18 protein-coding genes are annotated in these 20,655 nt (G+C 42.9%); 8 read left to right on the forward strand and 10 right to left on the reverse strand.

Going from position 1 to position 20,655, the window contains the following annotated elements:
• The coding region (locus F0226_RS22445) for a hypothetical protein (protein WP_216606688.1) at positions 1-369 on the forward strand (369 nt) is incomplete at its 5' end.
• A 96-nt stretch (positions 370-465) separates the two neighbouring features.
• On the opposite strand, the gene fre is transcribed toward F0226_RS22445, so the two are convergent.
• From fre to trxA, 6 genes are all read right to left on the reverse strand, one after another.
• Positions 466-1,179, reverse strand: a complete 714-nt coding sequence (fre, locus tag F0226_RS19800; RefSeq protein ID WP_171737264.1) for an NAD(P)H-flavin reductase — start codon at positions 1,177-1,179, stop codon at positions 466-468.
• A 19-nt stretch (positions 1,180-1,198) separates the two neighbouring features.
• On the reverse strand, positions 1,199-1,435 hold the full coding sequence (locus F0226_RS19805) for a 2Fe-2S iron-sulfur cluster-binding protein (protein WP_345776536.1): 237 nt from the start codon (positions 1,433-1,435) through the stop codon (positions 1,199-1,201).
• A gap of 28 nt (positions 1,436-1,463) precedes the next feature.
• Positions 1,464-3,308: a 4-hydroxy-3-polyprenylbenzoate decarboxylase gene (gene ubiD / locus F0226_RS19810; protein WP_171737265.1), complete on the reverse strand. Its 1,845-nt coding sequence runs from the start codon at positions 3,306-3,308 to the stop codon at positions 1,464-1,466.
• A gap of 99 nt (positions 3,309-3,407) precedes the next feature.
• On the reverse strand, positions 3,408-4,403 hold the full coding sequence (locus F0226_RS19815) for a hypothetical protein (protein ID WP_137375516.1): 996 nt from the start codon (positions 4,401-4,403) through the stop codon (positions 3,408-3,410).
• Positions 4,404-4,509: 106 nt separating this feature from the next.
• Positions 4,510-5,772 carry a transcription termination factor Rho gene (gene rho, locus F0226_RS19820; RefSeq protein WP_171737286.1) on the reverse strand — a complete coding sequence of 421 codons (1,263 nt, stop codon included), beginning with the start codon at positions 5,770-5,772 and terminating at the stop codon, positions 4,510-4,512.
• A gap of 199 nt (positions 5,773-5,971) precedes the next feature.
• Complete coding sequence (gene trxA / locus F0226_RS19825) at positions 5,972-6,298, reverse strand: thioredoxin TrxA (RefSeq protein ID WP_010440700.1); 327 nt, start codon at positions 6,296-6,298, stop codon at positions 5,972-5,974.
• A 111-nt stretch (positions 6,299-6,409) separates the two neighbouring features.
• Between trxA and rhlB the strand changes: the two genes are divergently transcribed.
• Both rhlB and gppA read left to right on the forward strand, forming a co-directional pair.
• Entirely contained in the window at positions 6,410-7,720 is a 1,311-nt protein-coding gene (rhlB, locus tag F0226_RS19830; RefSeq protein WP_171737266.1) for an ATP-dependent RNA helicase RhlB, read from the forward strand.
• A 6-nt stretch (positions 7,721-7,726) separates the two neighbouring features.
• Entirely contained in the window at positions 7,727-9,223 is a 1,497-nt protein-coding gene (gppA, locus tag F0226_RS19835; protein ID WP_171737267.1) for a guanosine-5'-triphosphate,3'-diphosphate diphosphatase, read from the forward strand.
• 159 nt (positions 9,224-9,382) lie between these two features.
• Here the strand turns inward: gppA and F0226_RS19840 are convergent, their stop codons facing one another.
• The 3 genes from F0226_RS19840 to recQ all read right to left on the reverse strand — a co-directional run bounded on the left by F0226_RS19840 (position 9,383) and on the right by recQ (position 12,497).
• On the reverse strand, positions 9,383-10,054 hold the full coding sequence (locus tag F0226_RS19840; RefSeq protein WP_171737268.1) for a 7-cyano-7-deazaguanine/7-aminomethyl-7-deazaguanine transporter: 672 nt from the start codon (positions 10,052-10,054) through the stop codon (positions 9,383-9,385).
• A 228-nt stretch (positions 10,055-10,282) separates the two neighbouring features.
• The gene (locus tag F0226_RS19845) at positions 10,283-10,594 is read right to left on the reverse strand and encodes a DUF3630 family protein (protein ID WP_171737269.1); all 312 of its coding nucleotides are present in this window, start codon (positions 10,592-10,594) and stop codon (positions 10,283-10,285) included.
• Between the two features lie 64 nt (positions 10,595-10,658).
• The gene (gene recQ / locus F0226_RS19850) at positions 10,659-12,497 is read right to left on the reverse strand and encodes an ATP-dependent DNA helicase RecQ (protein WP_171737270.1); all 1,839 of its coding nucleotides are present in this window, start codon (positions 12,495-12,497) and stop codon (positions 10,659-10,661) included.
• Positions 12,498-12,677: 180 nt separating this feature from the next.
• Between recQ and rarD the strand changes: the two genes are divergently transcribed.
• The 4 genes from rarD (at position 12,678) to ggt (ending at position 17,069) form a co-directional block, all read left to right on the forward strand.
• Positions 12,678-13,586 carry an EamA family transporter RarD gene (rarD, locus tag F0226_RS19855; protein ID WP_171737271.1) on the forward strand — a complete coding sequence of 303 codons (909 nt, stop codon included), beginning with the start codon at positions 12,678-12,680 and terminating at the stop codon, positions 13,584-13,586.
• 84 nt (positions 13,587-13,670) lie between these two features.
• Positions 13,671-14,465, forward strand: a complete 795-nt coding sequence (locus F0226_RS19860) for an AraC family transcriptional regulator (RefSeq protein ID WP_171737272.1) — start codon at positions 13,671-13,673, stop codon at positions 14,463-14,465.
• 92 nt (positions 14,466-14,557) lie between these two features.
• Entirely contained in the window at positions 14,558-15,220 is a 663-nt protein-coding gene (locus tag F0226_RS19865) for a LysE family translocator (protein ID WP_171737273.1), read from the forward strand.
• A gap of 91 nt (positions 15,221-15,311) precedes the next feature.
• Positions 15,312-17,069, forward strand: a complete 1,758-nt coding sequence (ggt, locus tag F0226_RS19870; protein WP_171737274.1) for a gamma-glutamyltransferase — start codon at positions 15,312-15,314, stop codon at positions 17,067-17,069.
• A gap of 854 nt (positions 17,070-17,923) precedes the next feature.
• Here ggt and uvrD read toward each other — a convergent pair.
• Entirely contained in the window at positions 17,924-20,098 is a 2,175-nt protein-coding gene (gene uvrD, locus F0226_RS19875) for a DNA helicase II (RefSeq protein WP_171737275.1), read from the reverse strand.
• A gap of 263 nt (positions 20,099-20,361) precedes the next feature.
• Between uvrD and F0226_RS19880 the strand changes: the two genes are divergently transcribed.
• The gene (locus tag F0226_RS19880) at positions 20,362-20,622 is read left to right on the forward strand and encodes a DUF2282 domain-containing protein (RefSeq protein WP_137375527.1); all 261 of its coding nucleotides are present in this window, start codon (positions 20,362-20,364) and stop codon (positions 20,620-20,622) included.
• Positions 20,623-20,655: the final 33 nt, after the last annotated feature.

Raw genomic sequence — 20,655 nt, forward strand, 5'->3', positions numbered from 1 at the left:
AATGGTAATGAATTGACTGTGCCAAGATTAAGTAAACTTAATCTCGTATTGGTCACTCAGTTCATTGAAACCAAATTGATTTCCGAGGAAATCTTGCTTTGCTATTGCAAAACAAATTTTGATATTCATCAACGAGTGCCCACACAGATTGATAGGTTTAAATTGTTAAAGAGCTTTGCTTTTCGAAGTGTTCTTCTCAAAGCGGACGGTCATTCTAGCGAATTAGCATTCAGTGTCAAACACTTTTTGAAATTTAATTTCTTACCCGATTCCGTCTTACTGATTACGCTTGAAGCCTTATGGCATATGCCTTCTCAGTGGGGTCGCATTATAGGGTTCTCTCAAAACATAGCAACTACTTTTTCATAAAAAATGAATAAATAGAGGTTAACTGCTCAATAGATCACCAAACATCAAAAAAGAGAGCATTTCTGCTCTCTTTTTACTCAAATAGCCAACACTTTGTTATATAAAAGCGTAAGCATCCGCGTACATATGGTCGCTCTTTGCTTGTTTGTTTTGAGTAAACAAGTCACGTGCAGCACCTGCCATTTCAAAACGACCAGCAATATAGATGTCGTACTCAGCTAAAGAATCAAAGTCTTCACTAATTGCTTGAAGAACGTTTCCTGTCTTGCCACTCCAACCAACTGGTACTTCTTCGACTACGGGTACAAAGTGAACGTTAGCGTTACTTGCCGCTATTTTTAGTAGTTCAGATTGTGCATACAACTGGCGCTCGTCTTTACCACCCCAATAAAGATAGATAGGGTTCGACTTACTTTGTGCGATGCAGTGATCTAAGATTGAACGTACGTAGCTAAAACCTGTACCACCAGCAATAAGTAAAAGAGGACGCTCACTTTCTTCTTTAACCCATGCATCACCGTGTGGAGCATCGATATCAATATCGCCATCTTCTGCTAATGCTTTTTTCATCGCTTCTACAACTTCTAGTGCATAAGCATTGTGTTCAGCGGCACCAATATGAAGCTCTAATTCACCTTCATGACGACAAGGGCTGCTCGCAATCGAAAATGGACGCTTGTCTTTCTCACCCATCTCTACCATCAAGTATTGCCCAGCTTTAAAAGTCACGGGCGTTTCTGGGTGAAGCAATATTTGATACGTGTTACAGGCTAATGGTTCAATAGACTTAACTTTACATTTAATTGTCATGTTTTCCTCTCGCTAACCTTTAATCCTCAAAGGTTAAAACTAAATTACTTTCTGCAAATGCCTGACAAGCAAAAACCCAACCTTGTTCTTGCTCTTTCTCTGTGAGCATAGGTTCAAGGTGATAACTGACTTGTCCTTCTAATTTTTTACATAAGCACATAGCGCATGCACCTACTTGGCAACGGTTTGGGAAGTTAATATTGCTGTTGAGTGCAGCCTTCAAAACCGTTTGCCCGCTTTCTATATCGAAACTAATATTCCTGGGTACAAGACTACTTGGTAGCTCATAAAATTCCTAGCTGATCCCAGATACTATCAATTTTTTGTACAACTTTAGGATCTTTAGTTATGGGAGTACCCCACTCACGCAGACACTCTTCACCCTGAACTTTATTAGTTGCATCTAAACCCATTTTAGAAGGTTCTGAATTACTCTCTAAAAATACAGTATCTCTTGAAGGGTCCATTCGAGTTGTAATAGCCCAGATAATATCGTTCCAATCTCGAACATTCACATCTTCATCGCATACGATAACAAATTTGTTCTCCGTGAACTGAGCCCAAATACCATTGATGATTTTCTTCGCATGGCCTGCTGATGTCTTATTAATAGAGACGATCACCATACTTGGATTTTCATTTTGAAGGTGGATATCAATTATCTCTGGAAATGCCTTAGTTAATTCAGCTAGTTGCCCTGCGGTTTCTTCCTTATTTACTTTAAGTAAATCAACCTCAGCAGAAAGCGCTAATTCAGCATCCCACTTCTTAGTGATATCCAAACCCATCTTAGAGCCTAAACCGACAACTGGAGAAGCAAAGTCTAATGAATCAATCGGAGTATTCTCAATCATGAGGCTATCACGTACAGGGTCCATGTGATTCGCCATTGCTTGCGTCACGGATGACCAATCACGAGCATTCACATCTTCATCGCATACTAGAACAAACTTGGTATACATAAACTGACGTAAAAAGGACCATACTCCCATCATTACGCGTTTCGCGTGACCTGGGTATTGCTTCTTCATCGTCACCACTGCCATTCGGTATGAACAACCTTCTGGTGGCAGATAAAAATCTTCTATTTCTGGGAACTGTTTTTGAAGAATAGGCACAAACACTTCGTTAAGTGCAACACCTAGAACAGCAGGCTCATCAGGTGGACGCCCAGTATAAGTACTATGGTAAATAGGGTTCTCACGCATGGTTACATGAGTAATAGTAAACACATGATGTTTTTCTTTCTCGTTATAATAACCAGTATGATCTCCGTATGGTCCTTCGTCTGCGAACTCGTTCGGATCGATATAACCTTCCATTACTATTTCAGCACCAGCAGGAACTTCTAAATCATTACTGATGGATTTAACCACTTCAGTTTTGCTGCCGCGAAGTAAGCCTGCGAAAGCGTATTCAGATAATGAATCAGGAACCGGAGTCACAGCTCCTAAAATAGTTGCCGGATCAGCACCAAACGCAACAGATACAGGAAATGGCTTTCCCGGATTCGTTTCCATCCACTCTCGTAGATCCAGTGCACCACCACGGTGAGCAAGCCAGCGCATGATGATTTTATTCTTGCCTATTTTCTGTTGACGATAGATACCTAGGTTTTGGCGCTTCTTATTCGGACCACGCGTAACAGTAAGACCCCAAGTTAAAAGCGGTGCTATATCATCCGCCCAACAACTCATCACTGGAATCTTATCAAGATCAACATCATCGCCTTGCCATACAACTTGTTGGCAAGCCGCTTTACGTAAACGTTTAGCAGGCATATTCAGAACTTGTTTGAATACTGGCAGCTTGTCTAAGGCATCTTTAAAACCTTTCGGTGGTTCAGGCTCTTTTAAATAAGCTAACAGCTTGCCAACCTCTCGGAGCTCTTTTACGTCTTGTCTTCCCATACCAATAGCTACACGTTGTGCAGTACCAAACAAGTTGGTTAAAACAGGGAAATCATAACCGATAGGGTTTTCAAACAGCAACGCAGGACCACCAGCTCGTAAAGTACGATCACTGATTTCCGTCATTTCATAGTGAGGGTCAATTGGGTGAGCAATGCGTTTCAATTGACCATTCTTTTCTAAATGATCAATAAAATATCGTAAATCCTTAAAACTCATAGGGCTTCTAAATGGCTGGTTAATCTACAAACAGTATAACAAAAAGGGAAACGCATCGGTCCCCCTTTTTAGTAAGGTTATCTGACAGTTGGATCTCAGTTAAGGAATGAATTTTTGTATCAAAGAACCTTTCACTGTCGGGTTATCGTCAACGAGGTCTTGTAACCAAAGGGTATGACCTTGTTTAGCTAGCTCCCTTGCCACTAATGGCGCCTCTTCCGCAATTGCCATTCGAGACACAAGAAATGCTTTAACATCATCAGGTAAAGGGTTAACTCTTGTTAGCAACGTGATCGCTTCATCTTTTAGTCTAGGGTTTTTAGTTGCCTCCATAACTTGCTGAAGTGCGAAAGGTTGATGCGTTTTTGCCAACCTCTCTAATTCAGCTTGGCTATGGTAATCCGCTCGCATTTTCCATAATAGTTGGTATACAGACGCGTCTTCACTAACTTGGGCAAACCGAACCACCACTTGTGTTGAAGGTAACCAACTCACAATAGTCGAGCCAGCAAATTGGCTAGATAAGAAATCCACGGCTTCAGGTGACAAGCTATCCAGCTCGCGGATCAATAAAGCTTCACGAGCCTGTACTTGATGATCTGAGCCCGATAACCACTTCTGTAAATCGAGTTGTTTTTTTTCAGCATCTAAAACAAAGACAAGCGTCGTTTGATCTTGTCGCCACTGCTTTATTAGTCGGCTTGCGATTGAAGGAAAATTAAATGCAGGGGTTGTGAATTCATAACCATCTCCTCGCTCCAAGACTTGGTACGTGGGCACGATTGCACGTTGCTGCTCAATGAAAATAGACATCTTCGCTGTTAAAACAACGTTCTGCTGTTCAAGCTTTTTTAACAGCTGGTATCGAGCAACTTCTTGTTGAGGGAAAGCTAAACGCTCTAAAGAAAATCGCAGTGAATCAACTTCATCACGCATGACAAGCTCAAGAAGCTCTGCGGTTTTTGATTGTATTTGCTCATTCTCAAGCCAAGTTTCTACTGCCTGTGAAGACATTTCAGTTGCATGCCCCATACCCACTGAAGACACGAGCAAAGAGGTAGATAGGAGTAATGACGACAACAGTCCGTGTTGCATGTTAACTTCCTTGTAACATTTTTGTTCATTCTGCAAGCAGTACAGAAAAAATGCAAATAAAAAACGCCACCCTTGGGCAGCGTTTCATTACTTCAGATAACTCACGTTACTTCTGACGACGCATAGCATCGAAGAACTCATCATTGGTCTTCGTCATTGCTAGCTTGTCGATAAGGAATTCCATTGCATCGATTTCGCCCATTGGGTGAACAATCTTACGTAGAATCCACATTTTCTGCAGTTCATCTTTCTTCGTCAGCAATTCTTCACGACGAGTACCAGAGCGGTTAAAGTCGATAGCTGGGAATACACGTTTTTCCGCAATCTTACGGTTTAGGTGTAATTCCATGTTACCCGTACCTTTAAACTCTTCGTAGATAACTTCATCCATCTTAGAACCAGTATCAACCAGTGCCGTTGCGATGATAGTCAAGCTACCGCCTTCTTCAACGTTACGAGCTGCACCGAAGAAACGCTTTGGACGATGTAGAGCGTTTGCATCCACACCACCAGTCAAAACTTTACCTGATGATGGAACTACGGTGTTGTAAGCACGAGCTAAACGAGTAATTGAATCAAGTAAGATAACTACGTCTTTCTTGTGCTCAACCAAGCGTTTCGCTTTTTCGATAACCATTTCTGCTACTTGTACGTGGCGAGATGCTGGCTCATCGAAAGTCGATGCAATTACTTCACCTTTCACTAGGCGTTGCATTTCTGTTACTTCTTCCGGACGCTCATCGATAAGTAGAACCATCAATTCACATTCTGGGTGGTTACGAGCAATGCTTTGAGCAATGTTCTGTAACAGCATTGTTTTACCCGCTTTTGGCGGAGCAACAATAAGACCACGCTGACCTTTACCGATTGGTGAAGCAAGATCTAGGATTCGAGCTGTAATATCTTCAGTCGCACCATTACCTGCTTCCATAACCATACGCTCGTTCGCGTGAAGTGGTGTAAGGTTTTCAAATAGGATTTTATTACGTGCGTTGTCTGGCTTGTCGTAGTTAACCGTGTTTACTTTCAATAGTGCAAAGTAACGTTCGCCATCTTTAGGTGGGCGAATCTTTCCGGCAATTGAATCGCCTGTACGTAAGTTGAAGCGACGAATCTGGCTTGGTGATACATAGATATCATCAGGACCAGCAAGGTATGAACTGTCGGCGCTACGTAGGAAACCAAAACCGTCTTGAAGAATTTCCAGTACCCCGTCGCCAAAAATGTCTTCACCACTTTTTGCATGCGCTTTAAGGATGGAGAAGATAATGTCTTGTTTTCTTAGACGAGCTTGATTTTCAAGACCTAAGCTTTCGCTAAGTTTAACAAGTTCAGACACAGGTCTGTTCTTCAGTTCAGTAAGATTCATAGTGGTGGAAGTTTGTTTAGTCAAAATAGGATCTGTTTTCTTAAGTTAAGAAGGATTTGGTCTCAGGATCGACCAAGAAGAGGAATGTTGTTCAATTAACGTGCGATAAATTAGCACTAATTATTAGCCTAGTCTAGCATTACAAAAAACAAAACCGCGCATTTTTCTTTGCGCGGTTTCTTTTCTAATACAAACCTAATTAAAGGTTAGCGTCTAAAAACTCTTTTAGTTGAGTCTTAGACAATGCACCAACTTTAGTTGCTGCTACACCGCCATCTTTAAAAAGAAGCAGTGTTGGAATTCCGCGGATACCAAACTTTGGTGGCGTTCCAGCATTCTGGTCAATATTTAATTTACCGATAGTGAGTTTGCCTTCGTACTCATCTGCGATTTCGTCAAGAATCGGGGCAATCATCTTACAAGGACCGCACCATTCTGCCCAAAAATCAACAAGAACAGGGCCTGCAGCATTGATTACATCGTTATCAAAACCGTCATCAGTTAGCTGCAAAATCTTATCACTCATCTTCCACTCCAATGTATTTTTTAGAACTGGTTGGATGATAACCAGTAAATAGATGCCCTATTGGAATGTATTTACTTTCGTATTGCAAGCTTAAGCTGATATTCTATAGCGATGAAAAAGACGCATATCACAGAGCAAAAGTTCGCCGACTTGGATTTATTTCCGCAAGTCATTGAAGGATTGGAGAAAAAAGGGTTCGACTATTGTACCCCTATCCAAGCCTTGGCGCTCCCGGTACTGCTCACCGGCCAAGACATTGCAGGCCAGGCCCAAACGGGTACTGGTAAAACGCTTGCGTTTCTTACTGCTACTTTTAACCACCTGCTAAAAACACCTGAGCATGAAGGGCGTAAGCCTAACCAGCCACGTGCGATTATTATGGCACCAACGCGTGAGCTCGCGATTCAGATCTACAACGATGCTGACTCTCTGGTTGCAAGCACAGGTATCAAAGCAGCACTCGCTTACGGCGGCGAAAGCTACGACAAGCAACTAGGTAAAATCGAAGAAGGCGCAGATATCTTAATTGGTACGACTGGTCGTATCATCGATTTCTACAAGCAGAAGGTGTTCAACCTTAACCACATTCAAGCCGTTGTACTTGATGAAGCAGACCGTATGTTCGATCTTGGCTTTATTAAAGACATCCGTTTCTTGTTCCGCCGTATGCCTGAGCCAAAAGATCGCCTGAACATGTTGTTCTCTGCGACGCTTTCTTACCGTGTACAAGAACTTGCCTTTGAGCACATGCACAACCCAGAGCATGTTGTTGTTGAGCCTGAGCGTAAAACGGGTCATCGTATTCAAGAAGAGCTGTTCTACCCTTCTAATGAACACAAAATGGCACTTCTACAAACACTGATTGAAGAAGAATGGCCAGATCGCGCAATCATTTTTGCAAACACAAAACACAAATGTGAATCAGTTTGGGGTCACCTAGCCGCTGATGGACACCGTGTTGGTTTACTAAACGGTGATGTACCACAGAAAAAACGTGAGAAGATTCTTGAGCAATTCACTCAAGGTGACGTCGACTTACTCGTTGCAACCGACGTTGCAGCACGTGGCCTACATATTCCACAAGTAACGCATGTATTCAACTTCGACCTACCTGACGATTGCGAAGATTACGTTCACCGTATCGGTCGTACTGGTCGTGCTGGTGAAAGTGGTCACTCAATCAGCTTTGCTTGTGAAGATTACGCAATCAATCTGCCACCAATCGAAGAATACATCGAGCATGCGATTCCGGTTTCTGATTATGATGCTACTGCATTACTAGAAGACTTACCTGCTCCATTGCGCTTACGTCCTCGTAACCCGCAACAACGTCGCTCAAATAACAATGGCCCACGTAACGGTAATCGTAAGCCACACCAAAACCGTCGCCCACGCCAACCGCGTCATAACAAGGAAGCTTAGTCGCTTATGAGTCAAACAGTGTCACCTCCGCTTTATGCTGCCATCGACCTCGGGTCGAACAGTTTTCATATGCTCGTTGTGCGTCATATCGATGGCAGCGTCCAGACCATGGCAAAAATCAAACGCAAAGTTCGCTTAGCCGCAGGCTTAGATGAACATAATGCGCTTAGTACTGAAGCCATGCAGCGCGGTTGGGACTGTTTGAGTCTCTTTGCAGAGCGATTACAAGATATTCCACCAGAAAATATCCGTATTGTCGGTACCGCTACCCTGCGGACCGCAACCAATGTGGATATTTTTCTAAAAAAAGCCAATGACATTCTTGGGCAAAATATCAACGTTATCTCTGGGGAAGAAGAAGCAGCCACTATATATAAAGGTGTTGCTCATACTTCTGGGGGTAGCGGCCGCCGTTTAGTGGTTGATATTGGCGGAGCAAGTACCGAAGTTATTATAGGTGAAGGTTTCACAGCAAAAGCGTTAACCAGTTTAAAGATGGGCTGTGTGACTTGGCTTGAGCGCCACTTTAAAGATCGCCAATTGAATGCCAGCAACTTTGATAATGCTATTGAAGCTGCCAAAGCGACTCTATCTCCTATCCTTGATAACTATAACCAACTTGGTTGGGATGTCTGTGTAGGGGCGAGTGGTACTGTACAAGCCTTACAAGAAATCATGCTTGCACAAGGTATGGACGAGGTAATCACTCTTACCAAACTTAAGCGCTTACAAAAACAAGCCATGCTTGCCGAGCGTTTAGAAGAACTAGAAATTGAAGGCTTAACACTAGAACGAGCTTTAGTGTTCCCTAGTGGTCTATCAATACTGATTGCGATATTCGAGTCACTTAAAATCGAATCCATGACCCTTGCAGGCGGTGCTCTTCGTGAAGGCTTAGCTTACGAAATGGTCGATGAACTTCGTCATGACAACATCCATAACCGCACAATTGCTAGCGTACAATCTCGCTACCAAATGGATGTTGAATACGGAGAACAAGTCGCAACACTTAGCCAAAATCTACTGGTGCAAGCCGGTGGTGAACAATGGATAAGTGAACCTCAAGCCTCGGTATTATTAACCACGGCAGCTAAACTGCATGAAATAGGGTTAACCATCGACTTTAAGAAAGGTGGTGAACACGGAGCATATTTGCTACAAAATCTCGATCTTCCAGGTTTCACTCGTGCCCAAAAGTTTTGCCTAGGCGAAATTGTGCGACGTTACCGAGAGCAGCTTACTTCCTTACCAGAGCAACATGCGGTGTCTGGCGCCAGTAGTAAACGTATTTTACGCTTACTACGGTTAGCGACCTTGCTTACCCATCGTCGTAACGCCCAACTTGAGCCACAAGTATCTCTTGAAGTTCATGGCGATAACCTGACTCTTTCAATTTCTAAGCAATGGTTAGTGGACAACCCTCTCACGGCTGCTGAACTGGAAATTGAAGCCAACCGACAAAGCGATATTGGATGGCCATTAGTCATAAAGTCTAGTGAGTAAACGTCGAAAATCAGGTTGAAAGACCTAGCTACATCTTGAAAGAACCATACTTTCAAATTAAAAATTTCGGATACAAAAAAGCCCAAGCAACTCGCTTGGGCTTTTTCTTATATCACGCAGAAAGTGTATAGCGTTTAAACCAGAAATATTTAAACCAAATTAAGCATTCACACCTGTTGCTTTAAAGTCAGGGTTTACCGCAGTCAACTTCCTTACCACAAAGTTAAGAAGCACACCGTACATAGGAACAAACAAACCTAAGCTGATAATGAGTTTGAATCCATAGTCCACCAGCGCAATTTCAGTCCAGTGTTCAGCCATGAAAGGATCTGGGCTTTGGTAGAAAGCAATCGCAAAGAAAGCGATCGTATCTAAAGCATTACCAATCAACGTTGAGCATGTTGGGGCGACCCACCACTGCTTTAGCTGACGTAGTCGGTTGAACACATGCACATCCAAAATTTGACCTAGCAAGTAAGCCATGAAGCTTGCAGCTGCAATACGAGCAACAAACAAGTTAAATTCAGACAGTTGACTAAACCCTTGGAATTGACCTTCAAAAAACACAACTGACAGTAAATATGACACAGCAAGTGCAGGTACCATCACTAAGAAAATGATTTTACGGGCAAGCTTGGCGCCAAAAATACGAACAGTTAAGTCAGTCGCTAAGAAGATAAAAGGAAAAGTGAATGCGCCCCAAGTGGTATGCATTCCAAAGACGGTAAAGGGAAGTTGAACCAAATAATTGCTGGATGCAATGATCACTAAATGGAACAAAACTAGTAGTGCTAGGGCTTTGCGCTGTTGCGCAGGGGTAAAATTACTCATGCTGTAACCTTTTTAGTTTGGTTTGGGGGTGAGGGAACCCAAATCGAGTCTCTTAATCAGTGATGAATAAGGCTCTTACCAATAATGTGAAAAACAAATGTATAAAATAAATCGCTCTACTGAGCGGCGAGCGATTATACATTAATCAATATTGGCTGCAATAATGGAGAAAAACGCAAACGTTTATCCCCTAGATTTTATTTTTGTAATGCTTGTTACTCTACGTTTTTAAAAACCGCGTTCAAACAATGTTGCTAAGTAATCGAATTCTTCTCGGCTTTCTGAAGCGTTTAATGACTCTAACCAAATAGACTCACTGTAATGTTCTGACTTTAAAAAGAACTTACATCCTTCAAAGTCAATCAGCCAAGAATGCATGTCGGCGTCCCACTGCTTCTCAACAATCGAAGCAGAAAGCAATGTGACTAAACGATCACCGAGTTCTGGGTAAGAGTCGAAATCAAAACGAGGTGCCGTGATGAGTAATCGACCTTCATCTGCTAAATATTCTCGTAGACCAAATTCCGTTTGTGTTTTCATTTATCGTAACCGTTATTTATTTAGCTTCTTTTAGTGGAATGCATTCTAGATAAGAAAAGACCAATTAACCGTGAGTCGTAATATGCTCTTGAATCAAATCCAAGAAAGGATCAGCGTATTTGTCTAACTTACGTTGCCCTACACCATTTACAGCAAGCATTTCACCGTAAGAGGTCGGCAACACTTCAGCCATATCAATCAATGTTGCATCACTGAACACCACATAAGGTGGTAAGCCATCTTGATCGGCAATGGATTTACGCAGCTTACGAAGTTTGGCAAATAGCTTCTTATCGTAATTCTTACTCGTCAGCTTATCGGCTTTCGCACTTCTCACTGCCGTATCTAATCGAGGCACTGCAAGTTCTAAATTCATTTCACCACGCAACAACGGGCGAGCTTCTTCAGTTAACTGCAAAGTCGAATTACGAGTAATGTTCTGGAAAAGTAGACCTTTATGAATAAGCTGCCTAAAAATACTGATCCAATAGTCATGACTATGATCTCGACCAATTCCATAAGTTGAAAGCTTATCGTGACCATTATCCCGCACTCGGATATTTTGCATGCCACGCATCACTTCGACTACATAACCCATACCAAACGACTGATTCACGCGGTAAACGCATGACAGTGCTTTTTGCGCTTCTTCGGTGGCATCAAAGTGTTTTGGCGGATCTAAGCAAATATCACAGTTGCCACAAGGCTTGTCGCGATACTCGCCAAAATAATTCAATAACACTTGGCGTCGGCACGTTTGAGCTTCCGCAAATGCACTCATTGCATTGAGCTTATGGCTTTCAACTTGTTTCTGCGGACCTTCTTCTTTCTCATCCAACATGCGGCGAAGCCAGCCGATATCCGCAGGGTCAAATAGCATCATGGCTTCTGCTGGTAACCCATCTCGCCCTGCTCGTCCTGTTTCTTGGTAATAAGATTCAATGTTGCGAGGAATATCAAAATGCACAACAAAGCGCACGTTGGGTTTGTTGATTCCCATACCAAAGGCGACGGTTGCTACAACAATTTGGATGTCATCACGCTGAAAAGCTTCTTGTACATAAGCACGTTCATCGGTATCCAAACCTGCGTGGTAACTTGCAGCGCGAATACCGTTATTACATAGCTTTTCCGTGACCATCTCTACTTTCTTACGGCTACCACAATAGATGATGCCGCAGTTGCCTTTCTGAGTTTCAAGATAGCGAACCACTTGTGATACAGGCTTATGTTTCTCAACTAAGTTGTATCGAATGTTTGGTCGGTCAAAACTGCCGAGGTAAGTGTGGGGCTCCACCAGCTGAAGGCGCTGAATAATGTCATTTCGAGTAGCGTCATCAGCCGTTGCTGTCAGCGCCATGTAAGGCACATGAGGGAAGTACTGTTTTAACTGACCTAACGATGCGTATTCAGGTCTGAAGTCATGACCCCATTGAGAAATACAATGCGCTTCATCTACCGCAATCATCGAAAGGGGTAAACCCTGTAAACGCTCAATGAAGTCACGCATGAGAACTCGCTCAGGAGAAACATACACCATCTTCAGCTGACCTGAATTCATGCGATTAAATACGCTAATTAAAGCATCGCGTGGCATAGAGGAGTTAATACACTCAGCGGCAACGCCATCTGCTTTTAATTGGTCTACCTGATCTTTCATTAAAGAGATCAGTGGAGATATAACTAAGGTTAGCCCTTCACGCACTAGCGCTGGGATTTGGTAACAAAGCGATTTACCACCACCTGTCGGCATAATCACTAAGCTGTCTTGACCTTCAACCGCTAAGTCTATGACCTCTTTTTGACCGTCACGAAACTCCTGATAGCCAAAAACATCTTGTAAAATGGTTTGGGCATCAGCGGTGGGCGTCGACGTTTGCTCTGCAATCAAAGTGGCGGTCATTGGGTATCCTAATCGAGGGTTTAATAAGCTCGCTTGTGTGGTAAGCGAGGCGACACATTGTAGAGGGGAATGCTGGTGAATAAAACCGCAAATTATTAGGCTAAATGGTTTAACGCTCCTATACTGACCAACTCTCTTTATAAATCTAATTACTAGGTACTCAGTACCAGAGAAAGTTTCATGACTCCAGAAGAACAACAACGTACACGCCAAGGAATTTTGCTTGCCATTGGTGCATACACGATGTGGGGTATTGCCCCTATATATTTCAAATCTTTAAGTGACGTTTCACCGCTAGAGATCATCAGTCACCGCGTGGTGTGGTCATTCTTTTTGCTCGCATTTTTACTGCACCTCGGTCGTCGCTGGCGTAATGTTCGCGATACTTTGACTTCTAAACCAAAAGTTTTGCTTCTTATCGCGACTTCAGTATTGATTGGTGCCAATTGGCTTATCTTTATTTGGGCCGTCAATTCAAACCATATGCTCGATGCCAGCTTAGGCTATTACATCAACCCCTTGATTAACGTGTTACTCGGAATGCTATTTCTTGGTGAGCGTTTAAGGAAATTACAGTGGTTTGCTGTTGCACTTGCTGCCGTTGGTGTACTTATCCAGCTTATTGCTTTTGGGTCAATTCCTGTAGTCGCGATTGCGTTAGCTTGTAGCTTCGGTTTTTACGGTTTAATGCGTAAAAAACTCAACTTAGAAGCGCAAACAGGCTTATTCATTGAAACCTTGATTTTGCTACCTGTGGCGGCTGGCTATTTACTGTTTATTGCCGATTCGCCAACATCGCACTTTACTGCAAACCCTATTCAACTGAATCTATTGCTGGTTGCGGCAGGTGTCATTACCACTTTGCCTTTACTTTGCTTTACCGGTGCAGCGACTCGCTTAAAGCTTTCAACGTTAGGTTTCTTCCAATATATCGGACCTAGTTTAATGTTCTTACTGGCTGTACTTATCTACGGAGAAGCCTTTAGTACAGATAAAGCCATCACATTCGCCTTTATTTGGGGTGCTTTGGTCGTATTTAGTTTTGATGGGCTTAGTAATAACAAGAAAAGTAAGCAAGCTAAAAGTTAGGCTGCTGGTTTTTTACAAGACAATGAAGAAAGACAAAGTTAAGCTTGGTTAAATTGATGATAATTTAACCAAGCTTTTTGCATTATGGATAACGTTCACTACTATTCGACTCCGACTAAAGAGATCAGCTTAATTCAGGCTCAATACCAAGAGTTCGCTTTCCAACGCCACTACCACTTAGATTTTCATATCGGTTTAATCACCCAAGGGCAGCAAAAGTTTATTCATAAAGGCACCAGCCACCATGTTGGGTGTGGACAAGTCGTCATCATGCCACCAGATGAGCTTCATGATGGTCACTCAAAGCTGGATTCAGGCTACGAAGTCAGTGTATTTTCCGTTTCCCCTCAATGGTTTCAAGATCTTGCTGATCCAGGCAAAAGTGCTCACAACTTAAGCTTTTCAGAGCTGATCCTTTCCGATCAAGCTTCATTTTTACAATTGCACAACTTACACCAGCTATTAATGCAGCCAAACATCAGCCAGCTTGCTCAAGACTGCCTTCCCTATGAGGGGTTTTCGACAATAGTAGATCGATACGCGCAATTTGGATCAAAAGTAAATGTGCAGCTAGGTAACAAGGATGTCGATTCATTAAAAAGTTATTTACTGGAAAACTTAGATCAACCAGTAAGGCTCAATCACTTATCAGAGTTATGCGACCTAACCGCAACTCAATTCCAAAGGCATTTTAAAAACAAAATGGGCATCACTCCCTATGCTTGGTTAAGCCGTTTAAGAATGGAACAAAGCATGCGCTTAATTAAGTCTGGAGTGTGCGGGACGGAAGTTGCATTACAGGTCGGATTTTACGATCAAGCCCATTTCTCTAAAGCATTTAAAACAGTTTTTGGTGTTCCACCATCATTAATTCGTTGAGTGTTGATTATTTACAATTTGCCCCACAGTAAATACGGTAGGCTACGCTCAATACACACAAAGAAGCTTATCTTCTAGCTTGAGAACGACGAATGAACGAAGTCACAATATTAATTACCCTTGCCTCCATTCACTTTATTGCCTTGATGAGCCCAGGCCCTGATTTTGCTCTAGTTGTGCAAAATGCCACTCGCCACGGTCGACAAACAGGTCTGTTTATCGCTCTAGGCTTATCTTTCGGCATCCTACTGCATTCAATATTTAGCCTGACCGGCATCAGTTACCTTGTTCATCAGCAACCGACAATTTTTGCTTTACTGCAATTAGCGGGGGGAAGTTATTTACTTTACCTAGGATACGGCGCATTAAAAGCGACTTGGCGTACCATTAATCACCATGATGATGAGTCACCAGACCCTGAAGCCAAAGACCTGATCCTAACCAATAAACGAGAAGCTTTCTCTAAAGGTTTCGCGACCAACATCCTTAATCCAAAAGCTTTAGTTTTCTTTATCAGCCTTATGTCGAGCCTAGTGCCAACTGATATGTCGACGGCAGGAAAAGGCGCAGCTTTGCTTATTTTGTGGGGGCTGTCTTTGTTTTGGTTCTCTTTATTAGCTTGGATGCTTTCAACTAAAACCCTACAAAAAAAACTGCATGAAGCGACCGTTTATATTGATGGATTATGTGGCGCGGTTTTCACAATAATCGGCATCAGTATTATTTGGCAGTCTGCCATGGTCTTCGTGTCTTAAATTCGAATCAAGGTTACATTTTGTTAACAATAAACTAGATCTCTCTCGAATCCACTGCCAATCTAGCTCTGCATATTTAAAGGAGAAGAGCATGCAGTGGAAAACAAAACTTTCAACAATCGCCACCTCTACCCTAATTTTTGCCTCTCACGTCAGTTGGGCAAACCAAGCCGCAGATTCAGTTGCGCCTGAACACAGTAGTGGAATTGAAACCAAACAACTCGTTAAAGCAAAAGACTGGATGGTCACCGCCGCGAACCCCATTGCCACTCAAGCCGGAGCCGATGTTCTAGCACGAGGTGGCAATGCTGTCGATGCCATGGTTGCCGTTCAGCTTATGCTGGGGTTGGTAGAACCTCAGTCATCAGGTATTGGTGGCGGTGCATTCCTTGTCTATTGGGATGCCAAAGGTAACCAGCTCAAAACCTATGATGGACGTGAAACGGCACCATTAGACGCGACCCCACAACTATTTCAAGATAACAACGGGCAACCATTGAAGTTTTATGATGCTGTTGTAGGCGGTCGCTCTGTTGGTACGCCTGGTACAGTCAAACTCTTATGGGATACTCATCAACAATATGGAAAGCTTGATTGGGCGTCCTTAATCACTCCAATCATAAAAGTAGCTCAAAATGGATTTACCATTAGCCCTCGCCTAGCCACTCTAATTAATAATGATCAACAACGTTTAAGCCGCTTTCCTACAACAAAAGCGTATTTTTTTGATGCTGATGGGCAACCCAAAACAGCAGGCACTTTACTTAAAAACCCAGAATACGCCGAGACTCTTCAATCTATAGCAAGCCAAGGTGCTAAAGCCTTTTATCAAGGTGATATCGCTAGCGACATTATTGCTACCGTTCAAAATGTTAAAGGTAACCCAGGCGTCTTAGCCCAAAAAGATTTCGATACTTATACCATTAAGCAGCGAACTCCAGTTTGTTCAGCCTACGAAAGCTATCAAGTCTGTGGAATGGGACCACCAAGTTCTGGCGCTCTTACCGTGGGTCAAATTTTATCAATGACCGAACAGTTTGATTTGAAATCATGGGGACCAGATGACGCAAAATCATGGCAAGTGTTAGCTGATGCTTCTCGTCTAGCCTTTGCAGACCGTGGGATGTACATGGCAGACCAAGATTATGTGCCAGTGCCAACTCAAGGGTTAGTCAGTACTGACTATTTGAAAGAAAGGGCTCAACAAATTACAGCGGGTAAAGCATTAGACTCCGTTTCAGCAGGCTCACCACCTTGGGACCATGCGATGCTACGCAGCCAAGACATCTCCATTGAGCTTCCTTCCACCAGCCATTTCAATATTGTTGATAGCGATGGCAACGTGATATCGATGACAACCACCATTGAAAATGCTTTTGGCTCTCGTTTAATGGTTAGAGGTTTTTTACTGAATAATGAGTTAACCGATTTTTCATTCAAAACTCACAATAACGGTAAACCTATCGCGAATAGGCTTGAGCCAGGAAAGCGACCTCGCTCTTCCATGGCACCCACTATTATCATGCAAGACGATAAACCTTACATGGCAATCGGGTCTCCTGGTGGAAGCCGCATCATCGGCTATGTCGCTCAAGCCATTATTGCCCACACTCAGTGGGATATGGATATCCAAGAAGCCATTAACCATCCTCACTTCTTAAACCGATTCGGCACCTTAGATGTAGAGCAAGGTACTCAAGCCGAATCGTTTAAACCAAAGCTAGAAAAAATGGGCTTTAAGGTTAATGTTCGAGATCTAAACTCAGGGTTGCATGCGATCAGGATCACAAAAAATGGGCTAGAAGGAGCAGCAGACCCAAGGCGTGAAGGAGCTGCAATCGGGCAATAGCCGTTAACACTCCCCTTTTTACTCGCTTGCTTGTAAGAGATCTCTCACAAGCAAGTGAGTGAATATCGATATTTCCTTACGACAAACAGCAACCACCAACAGTAACCAATTGAAATATAAAGATACGTTCATTTAGCAAACGATTTTATCTGCAGAATAATCACTTTTCTGCATTGCCGATAATTTCGATATGGGTAATATTAAAGGTGTCGGAAGGATGCTGACACGGAACAGGAAAACACCACGGAATTGGTTATCTTCAGGATGAAGATTTGGTTGCTCAGGATGAACAATCAGCAAGGAAAGCGAAAGGACATTGTACGGATACAATAGTAACTAGGATGGTTGCTACTAAGGAAGACAATGGACACCTCTGGATGAGGAAAGGACTGAACATCAGGATGATGTAAAGGACACCGCTCAAGGAACAAGTGAAGCGCGCTAACGAGGATTGTTGGCAGATCAGGATAAGATCAAGGACACCGCTAGGATGGCGACGAAAGGAATACGCTGAAGGATAACAGCACACTATCATGGATTTGATGCATGGAGCACACTTAGTAGCCGGATTGCTGCGAGTAAGACTATAGACCCCGATGAGCGTAAGCTCTCGGGGTTTTTCTTTATCGGCGTTTTAGGTTTAGTTATTTTCGAAGCCTTAACAGCCCTCTCCTAACAACTTCTATGAGTTGTTTAAAGCCGTTCAACCTTTCTTAAGTAAGTTACTTCCAAAGCCCAAACTTAAACAGACGATGTGCACCTGAAATTACCGTTAACTTATGAAAGAAAGATAACCTATAAAAAAAGAGCAGCTAAATAGCTACTCTTCTTCAATATTGATTAATCCTGCTGACTTACAGTTTCTCTAGCCTTGCGTATGCCGTTACCAGCCACTTGATGCCTTCACCATTAAATGCAATTTGAACTCGGCTCTGAGGACCACTACCTTCAAAGTTAATAATAGTGCCTTCACCAAATTTAGGATGTTTCACTCTCGACCCTAAACTAAACCCTGTTTCATTGAAATTTTCTTTAACCGCTGTTGGGCTAAAGCGCCCGCTAGAAGCTGGTCGGCTAATTTGTGCCTTCATCCGAACTTCATCTAAACACGTTTCAGGTAGCTCACGAATGAAACGCGATGGCTTATGGTATTTTTCTTGACCGTATAAACGGCGCATTTCCGCATAAGTGATGTAGAGCTTTTCCATTGCTCGAGTCATACCTACATAACATAAGCGGCGTTCTTCTTCTAAACGCCCCGCTTCTTCTGCCGACATTTGGCTTGGGAACATGCCTTCTTCAACGCCCACCATAAATACCATAGGGAATTCCAAGCCCTTCGCACTATGTAATGTCATCAGCTGTACTGCATCATCAAACTCATCAGCCTGCCCTTCACCGGCTTCAAGCGCTGCATGCGTTAAGAAAGCGGTCAGCATGCTCATTTCTTCGGCTTCTTCTGGCTTTTCAAATTGGCGAGTCGCCGTGACTAATTCTTCCAAGTTCTCAATACGAGCCTTCGATTTCTCGCCCTTTTCTTGTTCGTACATCGCAAACAAGCCAGACGATTTAATCACGTGGTCGGTTTGCTCATGCAGCCTCAGTTCTATAGTGTCATCTTCAAGTGCATTGATAAGCTCAATAAAGCGGCTCAAAGCCCCTGCAGCACGACCTGGTAAAACTTGTTCCTCTATTAGAGCCAGACTTGCTTGCCACATCGTTGCACCACGATCACGCGCCGCAAGACGAATCGTTTCTAGCGTTTTATCACCCAAGCCACGCGTTGGTGTATTGACGACACGCTCGAAGGCAGCATCATTGCTACGATTATTCATCAAGCGTAGGTAGCTCAAGGCATCTCTGATTTCCTGACGTTCGAAGAATCGCATGCCACCGTAAATACGATAAGGTAAGCCACCTTGGATGAGCGCTTCTTCAAGCACACGAGATTGGGCGTTGTTACGATAAAGCATCGCGGTATCTTCTAACGCACCACCTTTCTCCTGCCACTCTTTGATTTTACTGACCGTGAAGCGCGCTTCATCTAACTCGTTATACGCTGAGTACACCGAAATAGGTTCACCATCATTACCATCAGTCCATAATTCTTTGCCCATACGTTCAGTATTGTTAGCAATCAGCTCATTCGCTGCTTGAAGAATGGTTTTCGTTGAACGGTAGTTTTGTTCAAGACGGATGGTTTCAGCACCAATGAATTCATCTAAGAATTTCTGAATATTCTCTATCTTAGCGCCACGCCATCCATAGATAGACTGATCGTCATCACCCACGATCATAACTCGACATTCAGGACCCGCCATCATTCGTAGCCAAGCGTATTGAATGTTGTTGGTATCTTGAAATTCATCCACCAGAATATGTTTGAATCGAGCTTGGTAATGCTCTCGGATATGTTTTTTATCACGCAGTAATTCATGAGCACGTAGAAGAATTTCGGCAAAGTCGACTAACCCAGCACGATCACACGCCTCTTGATACGCAGAGTAAATCTTCAACCAGGTTTGGGTGACGGGATCGTTGTAAGAATCAATATGGCTAGGTCGTAAGCCTTCATCTTTCTTTCCGTTGATCCACCATGAGCCCTGTTTCGCCGGCCACTGCTTCTCATCTAAATTCTGAGCTTTAATCAAACGGCGCAATAATCGAATCTGATCATCGGAGTCTATGATCTGGAAGTCTTCTGGCAGTTTTGCATCTAAGTAGTGAGCTCGTAGAATTCGATGACAAATACCGTGGAATGTACCATTCCACATGCCTGATGAGCTGCCCATCATCAACTCATCAATACGACCACGCATTTCTGCTGCCGCTTTATTGGTAAACGTCACCGACATAATTGAAAACGGAGAAGCTTGCTCAACCGTTTGAAGCCAAGCAATGCGGTGTACTAAAACTCGAGTTTTACCACTACCAGCCCCCGCTAGAATAAGTCGATGTTCTAAAGGGGCGGCAACCGCCTCACGTTGTTTGTCGTTCAGGCCATCGAGTAAAAGCGAAGGATCTATCATGAATGGGCTCACTACTGGGTTTTTATACATAAAAGTTGATTATAACCTAAACACCCAGCTCCGTTTAGAGTAATAAGCAGAAAAAAACATCAATTGATTATCATTAAAAATCAGCAACTTGAATTAAAACCCCACTAATTTATTAATAAAAATCATTTTTTAATGAAATTATTTATCCGTTCTTCCTATCCTTTCTATTAAGCTGGTTAACATTTCATTAACTAGCCAACACAAATATAAATAAAGTCCTAGAGGGAATGACTATGAAAAATTCAAATCTTGCTGTAACTGCTGCGATCACAAGCCTACTTGCCTTTGGTGGTACTGTTCTAACTTCTGCACCTGCTGAAGCAGCGGCAAAAGAAAAGTGCTACGGCGTAGCGAAAGCTGGTAAAAATGACTGTGCGACCAAAACAAGCTCATGTGCGGGTACAGCAAAAGAAGACAACCAAAGTGATGCATTTGTTGTGGTACCTAAAGGACTATGTGGGAAGCTTTCAGGCGGTAGTACTCAATCTTCTTAAGTTTGATTCTGTGAGCCTATTCTATGTAGGCTC

This window comes from Vibrio sp. 99-70-13A1, from assembly GCF_013114625.1.
Classification (GTDB): Bacteria; Pseudomonadota; Gammaproteobacteria; order Enterobacterales; family Vibrionaceae; genus Vibrio.